This window comes from Streptomyces sp. NPDC043427 (genome assembly GCF_056436655.1).
In genome coordinates, this window is the sequence record NZ_JBWKCC010000047.1 from 35,551 (window position 1) to 50,972 (window position 15,422).

A 15,422-nucleotide genomic window follows, 5' to 3' on the forward strand; every position below is an offset into this window, starting at 1 on the left:
AGGGATGTGCCATGACCTTCTCCCCTCCGGCGCCCGCGACGCCGAAGAAACCCCCCTACTCTTCCGACCGCTTCGTGGCCTACGTGTTCGACCTGTGCGAATCCAAGCGGACACGAGCCGAACTGCGCCGCGGACTCGGCCTGCCCGTCGAGCGCTGCAACTACCTGCACCGCTACCTCGTGCCGTGGACCGCTGAGGCACACCCAGACGCCAAACGCGCCCACTACGCGGTGGCCGCGCTGATCGCCGCCCGCCCGCGCACCGCCCGCGACCTGCCCGCCCCTGGCGCGGCGGACGGTGAAGGCGCTGCCGCCCGGCGCGCCCGCGCCAACCTCGGAGCCTGTCTTGGACAGGCCGTCACCAAAGGCGTCCTGAAACCGGCAACCGCCGAAAGTGCCCTGCATCTGATGGCACGGCAGTCCGCCGACGCCATCCACCCGGGCCTGCCCGCCCTGACCCGACAGCTACTCAACGGCGGCACCCCCCTGGACTGGGCGGTCCTCCTGCAAGACCTCACCTGGTGGAACCGCGACCGCGACCGCATCGCCACCGCCTGGCTCGAAAGCTACTTCCGTATCACCACCGCCGAAACCACGCCCGACACCGAGGGCACCGAACCCCCCGACCTGACCGAGGAGACCCAGCGATGACCCTCTACCTGGACCTGAGCACCCTGCAGTCGGTGCCGGCCGCGAACCTCAACCGGGACGATCTCGGCTCCCCCAAGCAGGTCCGCTACGGCAACGTCCCCCGCATCCGGGTCTCCAGCCAGTCCTGGAAGCGGGTCATCCGCCACGGCGTCGAGCAGGACCTGGGCGAGAAGGCCGCACGCACCCGCATGGTGCCCGTCAAGGTCAAGCAGGCCCTGGAGAAGGCCGGCTGGCCCGCCGACCTGGCGGAGTTCGCCGGTGCGCAGGTCGCCGCCAGCGCCGGGAAGAAAGGCATCGGCACCGAGAAAGAAGGGCACACCTCCGTCCTGCTGTTCCTGCCCGAAGCCGCCATCGACGAGCTGGCCGCGGTGTGCGCCGAGCACCGCGAGGCGCTGGAGAAGGGACAGGGCAGCAAGAAGCCCGGACAGCTGCTGCCCCCCGCCCGCATCGAGGAGATCCTCAAGCGGCGCACCGCCTCCATCAGCCTGCTGGGACGGATGCTGGCAGAACTGCCCGACGCCAACGTCGACGGCGCCGCCCAAGTCGCCCACGCCTTCACCACCCACACCGCCGAACCGCAGCGTGACTACTTCACCGCCGTCGACGACTGGCTGGGCGAGGCCGAGAGCGGAAGCGGCCACCTGGATACCGCCGAGTTCAGCGCCGGCGTCTTCTACCGCTACGCCACCGTCAACATCACCGACCTGGTCAAGAACCTGGAAGGCGACACCAAAGCCGCCCACACCGTCCTCGCCTCCTTCGCTGAGCACTTCCTGCTCTCCCTGCCCCAGGCCAAGAAAAACAGCACCGCCCCACACACCCTGCCCGACCTGGCCTACCTGGCGGTGCGCGAACACCGCCCGCTCTCCCTGGCCGCAGCGTTCGAGACCCCCGTGACCGCCGACCCCCGAGGCGGCTTCTCCACCACCTCCCGCCAAGCGCTCGCCGCCTACGCCCACGAGATCAACCGGCTCACCGGCGACCGCAGCCGCCGCTTCCACGGCCACGCCACCATCGCCCCCGACGAACGCCTCACCGGCCTCGGCCAAGAGCACGACTCCTACGACGAGCTGATCGAAGCCTCCCTCGAAGCAGCCCTGCCCCAGTCCGGAGAACAGCAGTGAGCGGAATTCTGCTGCGCCTGGCCGGCCCCCTGCAGTCGTGGGGAGAACGCTCCGCGTTCACCCCCGTGCGAGACACCGCCCCCTTCCCCACCCGCTCCGCCCTCATCGGACTGTTCGCCGCCGCGGAGGGCATCGCCCGCGACGACGCCCTCCCCGACCGCTACGACCACCTGCGCCTCACCGTCCGCGTCGACCGCCCCGGCGTACGGCTCATCGACTACCACACCGTCGGAGGCGGCCTGCCCAAACCACGCACCGCCGCCACCAGCGGCGGCAGCAACAAGGGCGCCGCCGTCATCACCCGGCGCCACTACCTGGCCGACGCCGTCTTCGTCGTCGCCGTGTCCGGCCCCGACCAGACCCTCACCCAGCTGGCCCGAGCGCTGCGCCGCCCACACTGGGCCCCCTACCTGGGCCGCCGCTCCTGCGTGCCGGACGAGCCGTTCGTGCTGCGCACCCACGTCGACGACCCCGAAGCCGAACTGCGCCGCGAAGTCCCCCTCAGCCGCACCGTCCCCGCCGGCCGAAGAGACGACACCGTCGACGTGGAGTTCCTGCGCGAAGACCCGCCGCCCGCACAGAGCGGTCCCGGGGCCGACACCCTCGACGTCAACGACATCCCGGTCAGCTTCTCCCCGCACGGCCGCAGCCACCGCATGCGCCGCCTGTACCGCAGCGTGGAGCAACTGCCCCAGACCCTGACCGGCCCCCAGCACACCCTGATGCGGCGACTGATCGACTACGCCCACACCGAGGAAAGCGCATGAACGACTACCCGGTCCTCGCCCGCATCCGCCTCAACCCCCACCACCGCGCAGTGCACCGCGACCTGCGCGACGCCACCCAGATGCACCGCACCGTGATGCGCATGGTCCCCGACAACCTGGGCGACTCGCCGCGCCTGAAAGCCGGACTGCTCTACCGGCTGGAGGAGACCGACACCTCCAGCACCCTCCTCGTCCAGGCCGCCCACCTCGACCCGGCGCTGCTGCCCGCCGACTACGGCCACGCCGAGATCAAAAACCTGGTGCCCATGTTCACCGCGCTGCGCAAAGGGCTCGCTGTCCGCTACCGCATCGTCCTCAACCCAGCCAAACGCGAACGCCTCCCGCTCGACCAGAAGAACAAACGCGGCAGAGTGCTCCCGCTCTCCGGGGCGGAAGCCGACCAATGGTGGCTTCGCCGCGCCGCCGACGCCGGCCTGCACCTCCACGTCCTGACCCCCACCAACCAGCCCCCCGCACGCCCCCAGGGCCAACAGGCCCCGCCGATGCGGCACACCCTGATCCGCTACGACGGCACCGCCACCGTCACCGACCCCGACGCCCTGGCACAGGCCGTCCTGAACGGCATCGGCCGCGGCAAGTCCTACGGCGCCGGCCTGCTCAGCCTCGCCCCGGCCAGCGCGCCGTGAGCGCTCTGGACAAGGGCAGCCAGGCACGCCGACGCCTGGCCGCGCCCACGCTGGCCATGCTGCCCCGCGTCGCCGACTCCCTGTCGTTCCTCTACCTGGACATGGTCCGCGTCGTTCAGGACGACACCGGCGTGTGCGCACAGATCCAGGCCGGAGACGACCGGACCGACCTGGTTTACCTCCCCACCGCCGCGCTGTCCTGCCTCCTGCTCGGCCCGGGCGTGTCCATCACCACCCCCGCCCTGACCACGCTCGCGCGCCACGGCACCAGCGTGGTCTGCACCGGAGCGGGAGGCGTCCGCGCCTACGCCGGCATCCTGCCCGACTCCCTGACCACCCACTGGCTCGAACAGCAGGTCACGGCCTGGGCCGATCCCGCCCGGCGCCTCGACATCGCCAAACGCATGTACGGCATGCGCTTCGACGATACCGAACTCCCCGACGCCGTCACCCTGGAGCAGTTGCGCGGCATGGAGGGCCAGCGCATGAAAGCCCTCTACAAGATCCTCGCCCAACAGCACGGCATCGGCCGCTTCCGCCGCACCTACCACCCCGACCAGTGGCACGCCCAAGACCCCGTCAACCTCGCCCTGTCCGCCGCCAACACCTGCCTGTACGGCATCGTCCACGCAGCCGTGCTCGCCCTGGGCCTGTCACCCGCCCTCGGCTTCGTCCACGCCGGCACCCAGCACGCCTTCGTCTACGACATCGCCGACCTCTACAAAGCAGAAACCACCCTGCCCCTCGCCTTCGCCCTGCACCAGTCCGCCAACCCCGAACAGGAAGCCCGCCGCCGCTTCCGCGAAGACCTCCGCCTCCTGCGACTGTTGCCCCGCATCGTCCACGACGTCCAGGCCCTGATGACACCAGCACAGGCCGACGCCGACCCACATGGTGAGAGCCGCTGCGAGCGGCGCGACGTCGAGATGGTCCACCTGTGGGACCCCAAGGCAGGCACCCTGCCAGCCGGCGTCAACTACGCATCGGGCGGTGCCTGATGCCGTCCATGCTGGTGATCGCCACCACCGCGGTCCCCGACCACCTGCGCGGCGCCCTGAGCCGGTGGACCAGCGAAGTAGTACCAGGCATCTTCGTCGGATCCGTCTCCGCCCGCGTACGCGACCACCTCTGGCAAGCTGTCACCGAAACCGTCGGCAACGGAGCAGCCGTCCTCATCCACCCAGCACCCACAGAACAGGGCTACGCCATCCGCACCGCAGGAACCCGCCGCCGCGTCCCCGAAGACTTCGACGGCCTCACCCTCATCCGCATGAGAGCCATGACTCCGGCAAAGAACCAGCAAAGCCCTTCATAAGTCGCAGGTCGCAAAGGGTCCTCCCCGCCGACGCGGGGGTGCTTCGGACGAGAACCGCGGCGAGCGCGAGGGGCGGCAGTCCTCCCCGCCGACGCGGGGGTGCTTCGACCGGGGGGATGACGGCGGCGTACACAGTGGCGTCCTCCCCGCCGACGCGGGGGTGCTTCGGATGAGTGGCGGCCGTGAACCACAGCCTGGACGTCCTCCCCGCCGACGCGGGGGTGCTTCGTCCCCGGGGTCCGGCGGTACCAGCGCCTTCCCGTCCTCCCCGCCGACGCGGGGGTGCTTCGTTAACTGGAGATAGCCACTCGTGCCCGTCTAAGTCCTCCCCGCCGACGCGGGGGTGCTTCGGGGCTGATGGGATTTGGAGGGCCGAAGAGAGCGTCCTCCCCGCCGACGCGGGGGTGCTTCGTTCGGCCGGTGTCTTCTGCGTCATGCGGTTCAGTCCTCCCCGCCGACGCGGGGGTGCTTCGCTGCTGCGGCAGGTGGCCGACTGCTGGAACAGGTCCTCCCCGCCGACGCGGGGGTGCTTCGCTGTCCGGCTACGAGTCGGCGCACGACATCGCGTCCTCCCCGCCGACGCGGGGGTGCTTCGATCGCAGAGGCCAAGGCGTTCGCGTCCGACGTGTCCTCCCCGCCGACGCGGGGGTGCTTCGTTCCTGGTTGAGGCGGGCGAGATCGACCGCGAGTCCTCCCCGCCGACGCGGGGGTGCTTCGCTGGTGCACGGCCTCGAACGGCAGCTCCTGCTGTCCTCCCCGCCGACGCGGGGGTGCTTCGCAGGAGTGGGGATCGGGCTCGGCCGCCCGGGAGTCCTCCCCGCCGACGCGGGGGTGCTTCGACCGGATACAGCGCGGCCGCCGAGGCGGCGAAGTCCTCCCCGCCGACGCGGGGGTGCTTCGGCCCTGAGGAAGGCGGTCACGGCTGGCTCCTTGTCCTCCCCGCCGACGCGGGGGTGCTTCGAATGTAAGAGCGCGTCACGCAGGATGGCCGTAGTCCTCCCCGCCGACGCGGGGGTGCTTCGGCCCAGGACGGGAAGGCGAGGTTCGAGCGTTGGTCCTCCCCGCCGACGCGGGGGTGCTTCGGCGCGGGATTGCCCGGCGGACTGCACCAGGTCGTCCTCCCCGCCGACGCGGGGGTGCTTCGCGAGCGTGTCGACGAGCAGTCCCAAAGCGTGCGTCCTCCCCGCCGACGCGGGGGTGCTTCGTACGTGCCCGAGCTGCGTGCGGGGCACCGGCCGTCCTCCCCGCCGACGCGGGGGTGCTTCGGAGACAAACGAGGCGGCGTGGCAGGCGTACCTGTCCTCCCCGCCGACGCGGGGGTGCTTCGGCCGCCGCATCGCCTACCGCACCGTCCGCGCCGTCCTCCCCGCCGACGCGGGGGTGCTTCGGCAACCGCACGGTCGACGACGAGAACACCGCCGTCCTCCCCGCCGACGCGGGGGTGCTTCGATCACACCGGTGTCGAGTATTTCGGCCACTGTGTCCTCCCCGCCGACGCGGGGGTGCTTCGCCATCGCCTCCGGCCGCATCACCCCACCCACCGTCCTCCCCGCCGACGCGGGGGTGCTTCGTCGCGTGCCGCGCAGGCCCGCATGCGCAACGTGTCCTCCCCGCCGACGCGGGGGTGCTTCGGTGTCCGGATTTGCCTCGGGAGGCGTCCTGCGGTCCTCCCCGCCGACGCGGGGGTGCTTCGCTCGCCGAAGAGCGCCTGGCGGCCGGCCTGTTGTCCTCCCCGCCGACGCGGGGGTGCTTCGAGCGTCACCGTCACCACCGTCTACCAGACCCTGTCCTCCCCGCCGACGCGGGGGTGCTTCGGATCCGGCTGCATCGATCATCGCCGCCCAATCCGTCCTCCCTGCCGACGCGGGGGTGCTTCGAGAGTCAGGTTCAGATGGTGGGTGGTTTTAACGTCCTCCCCGCCGACGCGGGGGTGCTTCGTCGAGCGAGCGGAGCGCCGGGTTGGAGTCGGGGTCCTCCCCGCCGACGCGGGGGTGCTTCGCAGCTCGTCGGTGACGGTCAGGATCTCGTCCGGTCCTCCCCGCCGACGCGGGGGTGCTTCGATCGACAACATCGCGCCGGGCTCGATGCCGGAGTCCTCCCCGCCGACGCGGGGGTGCTTCGCCAACGCCGACACCGGCGCGATCGGCATCATGGTCCTCCCCGCCGACGCGGGGGTGCTTCGCTGGTTACCGTGCCGTCGGCGGCCGTGTCGCAGTCCTCCCCGCCGACGCGGGGGTGCTTCGCACGGACCCGCCGGCAGCACGTCCACGGACTCAACATCGGTCGGCCCGGCCTTCTCCGTGTCCCGCCCCGCACTGTGCACACCAAGCTCAACGGCTTGTCGGCTCATCGGGTAATGGGCACAGCCCTTGTGGTGCGAGGAGGTGCTTCCACGCCCGACCTGCCGCCGCGCCAGCGGCGGCCTGCTCGCCAACGGATCGACTCGGAGGCGCTTCCAGAGTCAAACCGTCGGGACCTACGTCCAGCGCATGCCGATCGCGGAGAGCTGTTCGATCCGTTCCGGCGACAGCGTCGCAGCTCTGGATCTCTGATTCCCGATCCATGCCCCGAGCTTGATCTCTCGTTCCTCCTGGTCCCCGCCGCTCTCGCCGTCGCGACTGCCCTCCCCGCTGGGGACGGCGATCCGTTCGACGTGCTGCCTCGGTACTCGAAGGTGTCTCTCGCGCTCGTAGTACTGCTTGGCGGCCTGGTAGTTCATGGCCCATTTGTCGGCCTGCGTACGGCGCGGCTGGGGCTTCTCGTCCTCGGCCGCGGGCTCGATCCCGAGGACCTGCTCACACATCCACTGCTGCACGGTGGTGAGCTTGTCCCAGCCCAGCCGCACCGACCTGACCCACCGCCCCAGATCCTCGCCCTGATGCATGACGATGCCCGGCTCCGTCGGCAGCTCGCCGCCAGCCTCCAGGTGCTGCCGGACCAGATGGAAGGCGCGCTGCCACTCCACCGGCCAGGCCGGGCACCACGACGGGTCGATGTCCTCCAACTGCTCGCGCCGCTCCTCCGACAGCGCCCCGGCCGCCGACTGAACCGGCAGTGTCGTGGTTCGTTCTTTCTGATCGGTGGCCGGAGAGTTGAGCTGGGCTGATCAGTTGGCTGGTTGGGTCCGGCGGTGTGGTGGGTGCTGGCGAGGTGCTTGGCGTTGCTTGCGGGCCCCGACGGGGCGGGCCTGTGAACTGCGGAGTTCGTGCTCTGGGTTTGTCTCGTGGGTGTTGATCAGTTCTGTTGGCTGGTCGGTCAGGTGCACTGGGCGACTGTTGTAGCGCCATAGCGGTGCGTGGCCGTGGATGCCGATGGTGGTCATCAGGTGTTGTTGGTGGGGGTGGAGCTGGTCCCAGGTGCGTTGTTGGGTGCGGATCCATTTGGTGGTCTGGTTGGGGAAGGCTAGGCCGGCGCTGTGGTGGGTGTGGGCTTGGTGCCAGCTGTGGTTCCAGGTGGCGCGCCAGGGTGGGTTCCACCACGGGTCGAGGGCGGCGAGTTGGTCGTGGTGGGGCCAGGGCCGGTGTGACGGGCCAGTGATCTTCAGGGGGCTGGGGTGTTCTGGTCTGGTGTCCCGTCTTTTGGTTGGGATTTTGAGCTGGGGGAGCGGTCAGGTTCAGGCGTGCTGGGCGTGACCTGGTGGTGTGTTCGGTTTGCTTGTTCGGGCGCTTGGCCTGCGGTCCGGTAGTTGTGTGGGAACGATCTTGTGTTTCCAGTGGATGTAGTGGTGCGTCTATGAGCGGCTGCGTTCTCTGTGGGCCTGGGAGTTCGTTTTGGCTGGTCAGTGGCGTGTGTGAATGAGGAAGACGCGGAGTGGGTCGTTCGCGCTGGGGGTCAGGCGGGCGAGGCCGAGTCGGCGGGCGATGAGAGAGAGGGCGTCGTTGGTGGTGCGCTGTGGCCGGTTCGGCAGGGTGGCGAGTGCGCGGGCGAGGGTGACGGTTTCCGGATAGATCACCAGGTCGCGTGCCAGCAGGGCGGAGGAGGCGCTGCCCGCCGTGGTGAGGTGGGGGTTGGTCGCGTGGAGCTGGGTCAGGCGGGTGTGCCAGCGGTGGGTGAGGTGTTGCTGGTGGTCGTACCAGCGTGTGGTGATGGCGTGCGCTGTGATCCAGGCGGTGGCGGCGCGGGGGTGTCGTAGCAGGCGCTGGTGGGCGTGGTGCGCGGCGGCGAGTTCGGGCGCGCCTTGGATGGGGACGGTGGAGGCGAGCCGTGGGTCGGGGGCTGCTTGGTGGTGCTGCGGGCACACCAGCCGGTGCGGCGGTCGATGGACCCAGGCGGTGTCGGTGGCGTCGTGACTGCGGTGGCGGGTGCACAGGGTGCAGGCGTGGACGGGCTGCTGCCCTGCTTCGAGCCGTTTCCAGTGTGCGGCTGCCTCGGTGTCGTAGGCGGTGTTGTTGGGGGTGAGGCGGGCAGTGCGCGCGTCAGGTGGGGGAGCGGGATGCGGGCGAGGGCGGCGAGGCGGCGGGCCGCGGTGTGGTTGAGGCGGAGTTCGGCCGCTGGCGGTGTGCCGTGGCCGCGGAGGGTGATACCAGCACCGTCGACAAGCTGGGGCAGCGCCAACTGGTAGTTGTAGGCGAGGCGTTGCACATATGAGGCGGTTGCTTCGCCGGGCAGCGGCCGTACGCGGAACACGCCCGGTGCTGTTGACGGGGTCCGCAGCCATGCCTCTGTGGTGAGGACGCCGCGCGGCGCGAGGGCGGCGGCGACCGCGGCGCGGGCTGTGACGTCTGTCCGGCTCACGGGGTGCTGGTGCTCCGGCTCCGGGGCCGGGTGCGGGGTTGGTAGTGCTGTTCGGCGAGGTGGTCGAGGCGGATGGCGTCGAGTGTGGTTTTGGTGATGCGTTCGGTGCCGTCGACCAGGGCGGTGATGGCGGCCTGGCGGATGAGGCGGGCAAGGCTGCCGATGCGGCCGGCGGTGCGCTCGTGCAGGTAGGGGGCCAGCTGGGGGAGGGTCCCGGGCCGGTGGTGGCGCAGGTCGAGCGCGGCTTCCATGGCTTTGACGAGGTCGCGGAAGGGTTCGCTGTCGCCGAGGCGGGCGGGGAAAGCGGCGCAGTCGACGAGGGAGGCGCGTCCGGCGAGCTGGGCGCCGCGCACCCCGGTGAACAGGGGTGTGGTGGTGACGTCGATGCCGGCGTAGACGAAGGTGGCGCCGATGCGTTCGGTGAGGTCTTTGATCAGGTCGGCACTCTGGGCGCCGGTGGTGGTGCGGGGGTTGAGCCGGTGGATCTCGTCGATCATCACCAGCTGGACTCCGGCAGACGTGTAGGTGTGGCAGACGGCGTTGGTGATCTGGGCCTGGGACATGCCGACGGCGACGGGGATGCCGAGGTAGCGGGCGAATTCGGTGGCCAGGGTCTTGGCGCTGGCGGCGGGCGGGACCAAGACGTAGGCGACCGGGACCCGCCCGGCTACCGCTGCCGCGCCGTGGCGGCGGGTGTGGGCGAGGTGGCAGGCGCGTCCGACCTGGAGCAGGGCGGTGGTTTTGCCGGCGCCGGCGGGGCCGGTGACGATCAGGGACGGCCGTGCGGTGACCGTCTGGTGGCGGCCGAGGATCATCAGGGTGCGCACGTTCTTGGCGAGCGCGTCGATGGCGGGGGTGCGCACGGTGACGAACCGCGAGTGGTAGGCCAGGCGTTCCTCGAGGCTGCGGCGCGGCGCCCCGGGTGGGGGAGGAGCCGCCACGGGTGTGGTGGCGAAGGCCTGGAAGCCGTCCCAGGTGGTCACTGCCTGCGGCTGCGGATCAGGGGCGTCACCGTCGGAGCTTGCCGCGGCACCGGGAGAGCGGTCCGCTGTCGACGGGGACCCGTCGGCCGGTGCATCGTTCGTGCCCGGCGAGGTGTTCACCACTGCTCGGCTTCCGCTTCGGCGTCCCACAGCCCGTATCCGCCTGGCTCGGCCGGCAGCACGCTCGCGCCCTCCGGCTCGCTCATGTCGGTCTCGGCCGCCGCGTCGGCGCTGATGAGGTCGTCCAGGCTCTCGCTCCAGTCCGGTGCCGGGGCCGGTGCGGTCTCTGCGTCGAGTGGGCGCCGCTGGCCCGGCAGATCGGGCAACTGTGCTGTCGTACTTCCGGAGCGGGGGGCTCTCCGACGGCGGGTTTTCTGCTCGGTCTCGGCAGGGTGGTGGGTGCGGCGCAGGAGCTGGTCGAGGGCGTCGGCGAGGTCGGCCTCATGCTGCTCGCGGTCCCCGCGTTGTTCGACCTCGATCTGGACGTGGCGCCAGATGGCGTCGTTGAAGGGCTGGTGGACGTGGTCGCGGTGGATCCACGGGATTTCGTGGAGCTGTCCGTCGGTGAGGCGGACGAAGACCTGGCGGGCGTCGTGAGGGTTGTAGTGGACCTCCCATTTGCCGTCCTTGCTCGCGATACCGGAGCGCTGGCCGCGGTGGGGGTCGAGGACGGGGTGGTTGTAGGTGCGGTAGTCGAGGCGGATGCCGCGTTCGGTGATGGGCTGCCAGCGCACCGGCAGCAGTTCGATGTAGTCCGCCCCGGTCAGCGGAACGGGCACGTATCCGCTGATGGTGACCAGCGCGGCCCACATCTGGCTCGGCGTGAGCGCGGTTTTGGGCAGGACGGGGTGGCGCAGTCCGTCGTGAGGCCGGTTCTGCCACCCGCAGGTGATCCATTCGTCGAGGAAGTCCTGCAGCTGCGGGATCGTCCACCGCGCCTCGGCCGCCGTCTTGGAGCCGCGGCGCTGGGGGTTGGATCCGGTGTGGCCGGCGACGTGCTGGCAGAACAGGTCGTTGATCGCGCGGAAGGTGCGCTCCACCACGGCCTTGGCCTGCGGACGTCGGGGCGGGGCGGGCTGCACGCTCACCCCGAGCGTCTCGCAGGCTGCGACGAAGCCCTGCGAGAGGTAGATCTTGCCGCGGTCGACGACGATCGTCTGGGGCACGATCACCGGGCGGGCGGCCGCACCCTCCAGGCGTTCGTCCAGCGACAGCATCCGCTGATACGGCACCTCCGCGTGCGACAGATGAAGCGCCGCGGGCCACGTCGGCCGGGCCAGGTGGGGAACAGCCATCTCCGCCAGGAGAAGGGCGGCGTCGACGGCTTTGGTGCTGTGCGGGCGCAGGACGGCGGCCAGGATGGAACGGGTGGCGACGTCGACAGCGATGGTCAGCTCCGGCCGGCCCAGGCTGCCGTCCTCCAGGACGGCCATGATGTCCAGGCGGGTGGTGTCGATCTGCACCTGCTCCCCGGGCCGCAGCACTACCGGCGCCGATGAGACGCGGGCGGGCGCGGTGGCGGTGCGTGCCGGGCGTCCCGGACGATCGGCCGGGTCGGCCAGCACACTCACCAGCCGGTAGAACGTCGACCGTGACGGCATCTCCACCACCCCGCGCCCGTGCGTGTCCTCCAGGATCTGCCCGACCAGTACCTGCAGTCCCTTCACCGTCCCCTTCGACCGGCCCCGCTGGCGCCGCAGCGCCTCCAGGACCGCGGCCACGACCCGCTCGTCGGCATATCCCGTCGGATGACGGCCGCGTGTCGGCACCGTGCGCTTGTCGACCAGTCCCCACAAGCCTTGCTTGCGGTAGGCGAGCCGCATCCGCTCCACCGTCGTACGCGTCACCCGAGGGAAGCCGAGCGCCGTCAGCTCCTTCGTCTTGGCCGCATCCCGCTGCGCCATCGTCCACCGCTCGGGGTCGTACTCCGGGCGCATCGTCTGACCGTCCCGGTTGCCCTCGGGATGCGGCCAGCCGGTCTCCACCTCCCGGATATGGGGCAGCCAGGCCAGCGCCCGCTGCTGGGCCGCCAGTGGAACGGTCTCGAACAGCCCCCATTGCGGCACCGCGTCCGGCGTCCGTGCTCCCACCACTTCGAAACCCGGATCGGCGAACAACCGTCCCATCAGCAGGCTCGTTTCGGTGCCGTCCTCCTGCAGCAGGTAGACGTGCTGGCCCTGCAGGGCGGCGACCTGCCAGGTCTGTCCTCGGTAGGCGACGTGCGCGCCGACCTCCACCACCGGCCGCTGGCTCTTACCGTGTGTGCCGCCCACTGCGCTCACCCCTCCTCGTGGCTGCCGCCGGCGGCCAGCCGCTTTTCGACGCCCTCACCACTACGTTCTGCGTCAGCGCAGACCAGCGCCTCCTCGTGCAGCGGCTCCTCAAGAGGCGCCATCAGATGCCCGCACCACAGCGCGTGATAGACAGCCGGCAGTACTCGCAGAGGATCGCCGACCGCGGCTGCGCCGGCGGCCAGCGGCCGGGGCACGGCGAACGCCTCAGTCAACGCGGCCCGCAGCCCGGGCGGGCCCTGATTGCGAGGGTGGCGGTAGCCGGCCAGCCACCGCAGATTCGCCGCCACCACCGCTGGAGGCGGCTCGAGGCGCCGGTAAGACCAGCCCACGCGGGCACACGCCGCCTCCAGGACCATCCGCGCCTGCTGCGCCCTGTCTCCACCGGCGGTCGTGCTGGAGGGGCAGTCGGCGAGCAGGCCGGTGCCGTCGGCGTACCGGGCGAACAGCTGAGGCACCCACGAGCGCACACGCCCGTCGGTGTCCCGCCACAGCAGCCGTACGGGGCGTGCCGCCATCCCGGTCACGTCCGGGTCCCGGTCCAGGACCATCACCTGAGTGCGCATGGCCGCCGAACCGTGCACGACATGCCGCGCAGTCGTCGCCGACCACCACCAGCCCGGCCCCCATCGGCGGCCCGGCACGACCGGAAACGCGGATACCGGCGCCAAGTCCTCGAACTGCACCGACGCCGCCGCCTGATCCCACGGCAACTGCGTCATCTGCCCGGCGGCCGTGGCGAACACGGCCTCGATTGCCGCGCCGCCGCCCCCTGCGGCAGCCTGCTGCGCCAGCCTGCTGTGCTCGTGCCCCTCCACGTTCAACAGCCAAGTACATACAGGCCTGTTGGACGCTGTGATCCGGATCCGCCACCCGAACGGGTGAACGGCGCTCCGTCATGCCCGCGTCCGTCCCGTCAGGACACCGGTGCTCCTCCCTCGGGACCACCCACCGCCCGTGCATCCGTCGCCACAGAGACAACCTTGACTCGACGCGGACTTTCCCGGTCCTCATCGACTTTCCAGCCCTGACAGTCCCTTGTGACCTGGGGAAACGCTGTGACGGCCGTGGAGGCAGGGGATGTTGGTAAAAAATCTCGCCGTCCGCCATCCGGATCCGGCCCTCAGCGGCGTGTAAGGGGTGAGGGCCTTATGCCTTCATCAACGAGTTCGTCACTACTGGGAGGCCTGGTCGATGACTTGGTCGTACTGGGTGGGAGCGGGCGGGGTGTCACTTCCCGTGCTGGTCCTGCTGTTCTTCGCGATGCGCCGCGTCAGGGGCGTCGTGGAGATGCTTGTGAAGGCGTACATCGAGACCCAGGCGGAGCGCGAGCAGCGCGCCACCATGGTCGCGATGGCGCAGTCCCTGCCCGACGGCGGCGCCGCGGCCCGCTTCGAGCAGGGGCAGCCGGCGTGGCTGTTCCGCAAGGACACGGCCGAGTCGGCGGGCCACCGGGCCATCGCCACGCGGGAGGCTGCGTGAGCGAGGCCGTGCCGGGAGCGGACTTCGAGTTCTTCGTCCTCGAGACCATCGAGGCGTTCTCCCGATTGGCCCGGGTCGAGGCAGGCGACCTGCACAGCGCCCAGGACGCTGTGCAGGACGTCTACTTGAACATGTACCGGCGGTGGGAAGAGATCTCTGCGCAGCGGGGGTCCCTCACCGCCTACGGCCGTACTGCGGTGAAGCGGGCGGTCATCGACCAGTTCCGCCGGAACAAGCGCATGGTCACGGTGCCGGTTCATGAACTGCCCGAAATGGAATCAGGCATCGGAATTCCCGACGCCGCGTACGAAATGATTAAGGAAGGTATCGACGAACTGGTCGCTGGCCTTCCTGAACGGCAGCGCGAGGTCGTCACCCTGTGTGTTCTGCAGGACCTCGCCCCTGCAGTGGTTGCAGAGCGCCTCCAGATCAAGGAGGAGTCGGTGAAGCGCTACATCAAAGCCGCCGCCACCAACCTGAAAAAGTCCATCAACGAGTACAGCGAGGAGGTAACCGCATGACGCACCTGTCCACGTGGACGCACCAGCCCGAGGAGCGGGGCGCCATCCGGCTCCTCGCTCTTTGGCTGCTGCTCGAAGGATCTGAGCAGGCTGTATCCGCGAGTCCTCGGATCAGCGAGGACTCTGTCCAGGCGGAGGGGGGCCAGCTCACGGGCTGGCCCCCGGCCCCCGCCCCCTGCCTGGAATACCTCGGAAACGGAAATCATCGAATCGGAGTGATCCGCGAGTTGCGGACCCTTCTGAAGAAGGAAGTCGATGATTCCGCCACTCCGCGGGAAACGCGCCGTGTAGCAGAAATCCTTGAGTTCCTGGACAGGGATTCTGAGGCGCGAAGCTGGTGGGAAAAAGCGGCTCTCAAGGGTGACGAGGACGCGCAAGACTATCTCGCTGTTCTCGATGCCGAGAGGGAAGAGGGGCTATCGGTGTGTTGGGAAGGAAAAGAAAGGGAACAAGGCATTGCTGAAGCGTTCGCATTGTTCGTGAGTGGTTTCGCGTGCCGATCCATGGACATGCACGTTGTCAAAGACAGAGTCGTCTCCGCTCTGGGGGAAGCTGGAGTCGAGCCGTCCCAGGGAACGCAAACCCTGGTGCGCGAGATTGAAGACTTCCTGGCACACCTAGACCACACTACGGGCGGACCACGGTGCTGACACGAGAGCCCGCACCATGCCCGCAGACAGGAGACCTATAGACCAGCCCTCCATGAGGCCTTCACGCTAGAAGGTCAGACGACTCGTTGAAGTGGGGGGGGGGGGGGGGGGGGTGGGGGGGGGGGGGGGGCGGGGGGGGGGGGGGGGGGGAGGGCCCCCCCCCCCCGCTCCCGCTGCGCGGGCTCGAACTGCAGGAAGGGCACCAGGGTGGAGAAGTCCAGGGTGACCGGGTGGATGTAGAAGTGGTCCAGGTACTCC

14 protein-coding genes and 1 CRISPR repeat array are annotated in these 15,422 nt (G+C 70.1%); of the genes, 9 read left to right on the top strand and 5 right to left on the bottom strand.

The genetic code is table 11. The features are described 5' to 3' along the window. Positions 1-11: 11 nt before the first annotated feature. From casB to cas2e, 6 genes are read left to right on the top strand one after another with little or no spacing between them, the layout of a single operon-like run. Positions 12-650 carry a type I-E CRISPR-associated protein Cse2/CasB gene (gene casB / locus AC067M_RS43495; RefSeq protein WP_478702532.1) on the top strand — a complete coding sequence of 213 codons (639 nt, stop codon included), beginning with the start codon at positions 12-14 and terminating at the stop codon, positions 648-650. Continuing rightward, entirely contained in the window at positions 647-1,774 is a 1,128-nt protein-coding gene (cas7e, locus tag AC067M_RS43500; protein WP_478702533.1) for a type I-E CRISPR-associated protein Cas7/Cse4/CasC, read from the top strand. The genes casB and cas7e overlap by 4 nt, the downstream gene beginning before the upstream one ends. Further along, positions 1,771-2,541 carry a type I-E CRISPR-associated protein Cas5/CasD gene (gene cas5e / locus AC067M_RS43505; protein WP_478702534.1) on the top strand — a complete coding sequence of 257 codons (771 nt, stop codon included), beginning with the start codon at positions 1,771-1,773 and terminating at the stop codon, positions 2,539-2,541. Before cas7e ends, cas5e begins: the two co-directional genes overlap by 4 nt. Next, a complete protein-coding gene (gene cas6e / locus AC067M_RS43510) occupies positions 2,538-3,188 on the top strand; it encodes a type I-E CRISPR-associated protein Cas6/Cse3/CasE (protein WP_478702535.1) in 651 nt (216 codons plus the stop codon). The genes cas5e and cas6e overlap by 4 nt, the downstream gene beginning before the upstream one ends. 56 nt (positions 3,189-3,244) lie before the next feature. Further along, positions 3,245-4,186: a type I-E CRISPR-associated endonuclease Cas1e gene (cas1e, locus tag AC067M_RS43515; protein ID WP_478702546.1), complete on the top strand. Its 942-nt coding sequence runs from the start codon at positions 3,245-3,247 to the stop codon at positions 4,184-4,186. Next, on the top strand, positions 4,186-4,503 hold the full coding sequence (gene cas2e / locus AC067M_RS43520; protein ID WP_478702536.1) for a type I-E CRISPR-associated endoribonuclease Cas2e: 318 nt from the start codon (positions 4,186-4,188) through the stop codon (positions 4,501-4,503). Before cas1e ends, cas2e begins: the two co-directional genes overlap by 1 nt. Positions 4,504-4,520: 17 nt before the next feature. Continuing rightward, positions 4,521-6,746: a CRISPR direct-repeat array (repeat unit 29 nt; unit sequence GTCCTCCCCGCCGACGCGGGGGTGCTTCG). 233 nt (positions 6,747-6,979) lie between these two features. On the opposite strand, the gene AC067M_RS43525 is transcribed toward cas2e, so the two are convergent. The 5 genes from AC067M_RS43525 to AC067M_RS43545 all read right to left on the bottom strand — a co-directional run bounded on the left by AC067M_RS43525 (position 6,980) and on the right by AC067M_RS43545 (position 13,329). Beyond that, positions 6,980-7,507 (bottom strand): helicase associated domain-containing protein, encoded by a 528-nt coding sequence (locus AC067M_RS43525; protein ID WP_478702537.1) that lies wholly within the window; start codon positions 7,505-7,507, stop codon positions 6,980-6,982. A gap of 774 nt (positions 7,508-8,281) precedes the next feature. Further along, positions 8,282-8,743 (bottom strand): hypothetical protein, encoded by a 462-nt coding sequence (locus AC067M_RS43530; RefSeq protein ID WP_478702538.1) that lies wholly within the window; start codon positions 8,741-8,743, stop codon positions 8,282-8,284. A gap of 490 nt (positions 8,744-9,233) precedes the next feature. After that, positions 9,234-10,220 (bottom strand): TniB family NTP-binding protein, encoded by a 987-nt coding sequence (locus AC067M_RS43535; protein WP_478702539.1) that lies wholly within the window; start codon positions 10,218-10,220, stop codon positions 9,234-9,236. Between the two features lie 116 nt (positions 10,221-10,336). Next, the gene (locus tag AC067M_RS43540; protein ID WP_478702540.1) at positions 10,337-12,493 is read right to left on the bottom strand and encodes a Mu transposase C-terminal domain-containing protein; all 2,157 of its coding nucleotides are present in this window, start codon (positions 12,491-12,493) and stop codon (positions 10,337-10,339) included. Between the two features lie 5 nt (positions 12,494-12,498). Next, positions 12,499-13,329 (bottom strand): TnsA-like heteromeric transposase endonuclease subunit, encoded by an 831-nt coding sequence (locus AC067M_RS43545; protein ID WP_478702547.1) that lies wholly within the window; start codon positions 13,327-13,329, stop codon positions 12,499-12,501. Positions 13,330-13,738: 409 nt separating this feature from the next. Here AC067M_RS43545 and AC067M_RS43550 point away from each other — a divergent pair, with 409 nt between their 5' ends. Genes AC067M_RS43550 through AC067M_RS43560 form a run of 3 tightly spaced genes read left to right on the top strand, consistent with a single transcriptional unit; the run spans position 13,739 to position 15,164 of the window. Then, entirely contained in the window at positions 13,739-13,993 is a 255-nt protein-coding gene (locus AC067M_RS43550) for a hypothetical protein (protein ID WP_478702541.1), read from the top strand. Beyond that, complete coding sequence (locus tag AC067M_RS43555; protein WP_478702542.1) at positions 13,990-14,514, top strand: RNA polymerase sigma factor; 525 nt, start codon at positions 13,990-13,992, stop codon at positions 14,512-14,514. Before AC067M_RS43550 ends, AC067M_RS43555 begins: the two co-directional genes overlap by 4 nt. Continuing rightward, the gene (locus tag AC067M_RS43560; RefSeq protein WP_478702543.1) at positions 14,511-15,164 is read left to right on the top strand and encodes a hypothetical protein; all 654 of its coding nucleotides are present in this window, start codon (positions 14,511-14,513) and stop codon (positions 15,162-15,164) included. Before AC067M_RS43555 ends, AC067M_RS43560 begins: the two co-directional genes overlap by 4 nt. The last annotated feature ends 258 nt before the right edge of the window (positions 15,165-15,422 follow it).

Coding starts and splice junctions, on each gene's coding strand:
- casB (WP_478702532.1), top strand. CDS start 12: ATGACCTTCTCCCCTCCGGCGCCCGCGACGCCGAAGAAACCCCCCTAC.
- cas7e (WP_478702533.1), top strand. CDS start 647: ATGACCCTCTACCTGGACCTGAGCACCCTGCAGTCGGTGCCGGCCGCG.
- cas6e (WP_478702535.1), top strand. CDS start 2,538: ATGAACGACTACCCGGTCCTCGCCCGCATCCGCCTCAACCCCCACCAC.
- cas1e (WP_478702546.1), top strand. CDS start 3,245: ATGCTGCCCCGCGTCGCCGACTCCCTGTCGTTCCTCTACCTGGACATG.
- cas2e (WP_478702536.1), top strand. CDS start 4,186: ATGCCGTCCATGCTGGTGATCGCCACCACCGCGGTCCCCGACCACCTG.
- AC067M_RS43560 (WP_478702543.1), top strand. CDS start 14,511: ATGACGCACCTGTCCACGTGGACGCACCAGCCCGAGGAGCGGGGCGCC.